A 1,399-nucleotide genomic window follows, 5' to 3' on the forward strand; every position below is an offset into this window, starting at 1 on the left:
TGGCGTAGCGGCCGGCGTAGCGGCCGGCGTAGTGGGCGTCGTAGCGGGCGGCGTAGCGAGCGGCGTAGCGTTCAGCGTAGCGTTCGGCGTAGCGTTCGGCGTAGCGAGCGGCGTAGCGAGCGGCGTAGCGAGCGGCGTAGCGAGCGGCGCAGGATGGGTCATCGCTTACCTGCGCCTCCCCGCCTACCCTCTCGAATGCCTGCTCGAATGCGCTTTGTACCTGGCCGGCGGCCGGTCCCCGGCGCGCACGCTGCGTCATGCTCCGGTGCTGTTCCACGACCTGAGCTATTTCCCGATCCCCTTTCTCGCCCGGCACATCGTCGAGGCCGCCGACAGCGACCCCGATCTGGCCGGCCGGGTGCTCGAAGCCTGCGCCATCGCGCCCGGCCAGCGCAAGATCGGCGCACGCGCACTGGCCGAGTTGCAGGCGAGGGAACTCGGGCGCTTGATCGCCGAGTCGCGCTTTGCCGACGCGCTCGCCCTCAAGGGCCGCTGGTTGCCCGGTCAGGGGACCGACAGCGCCTTGCTGCGCGCTTTCGGCGAGGCGGCCCGCTTCCTGGCCGCGGCGAGCAGCACCTACCTCCCCCACCTCGCGCAGCAACACCTGAACGACGCCGAGCAACAACTCAAGGCCATCGACATCCTCCGCCTGCAATCGCGCGAGCCGCTCGCCCGTTTCGTTCCCGACACGCTCGCCAGCTACCGCCGCGCGCTGACTGTGCTGCGCGAGAGCAGCGCGCGCGCCGCGGCCGAAATGCTGCCCAATCCCTTCGTCACCACCAACCCGATCTCCGGCAGGATGCACTGGGGCCGACAGGTCTTCCGCGGCCGCGAAGCCGTCGTGCGCCAGATCGAGGGTCTGCTCGGGACTCAGCAGACCAGCACTTCGCTGGCGCTGATCGGCCCGCGCCGCTGCGGCAAGTCCTCGCTGCTGAACATGTTTCGGCTGATGCTGCCGGATACGCAGATCGTTCTCTTCGACCTGCAGGACAATCCGGCGACGACGCCGCTCGCCTTCTACCGCGCGCTTGCCGAACAGGCGCGCGTTCAGGCCGATCAGGACCGCCACCTCGAACTGCCGGCATTTCCCGAGGGCCCGCCGATCGAGGCGCTACGCGTCTGGCTCGACGCGCTCGAGAATTTCACCGCCGTGCCGAGGGTACTGATCTGCATCGACGAGTTCGAACGTCTGGCGAGCCTCTTCCCCGGCCAGGGGCAGGACCTGCTGCAGTTCATGGGGCTGCTGCGCGCGACGATCCAGCACCGCCGCCGCGTCCGCCTGCTGGTCGCCGGCGCGGCGCCGTTCGACGAACTCGACGCGCTGTGGAACGACCACTTCATCAACCTGCGCGAAATCCGCATCGGCTACCTCGACCGCCCGACCGCGGTCGGCCTGCTG

2 protein-coding genes are annotated in these 1,399 nt (G+C 69.5%); one reads left to right on the top strand and one right to left on the bottom strand.

What is annotated here, in order from left to right; genetic code table 11:
• The coding region (locus tag CAPSK01_RS05525) for a hypothetical protein (RefSeq protein ID WP_034923498.1) at window positions 1–259 on the bottom strand (259 nt) is incomplete at its 3' end.
• Between CAPSK01_RS05525 and CAPSK01_RS05530 the strand changes: the two genes are divergently transcribed.
• Window positions 215–1,399: ATP-binding protein (locus tag CAPSK01_RS05530; RefSeq protein ID WP_273703160.1), on the top strand; the 1,185-nt coding region annotated here is incomplete at its 3' end. The two genes, CAPSK01_RS05525 and CAPSK01_RS05530, sit on opposite strands and share 45 nt — an antisense overlap.

The organism is Candidatus Accumulibacter vicinus (assembly GCF_000584955.1).
Lineage (GTDB): Bacteria > Pseudomonadota > Gammaproteobacteria > Burkholderiales > Rhodocyclaceae > Accumulibacter > Accumulibacter vicinus.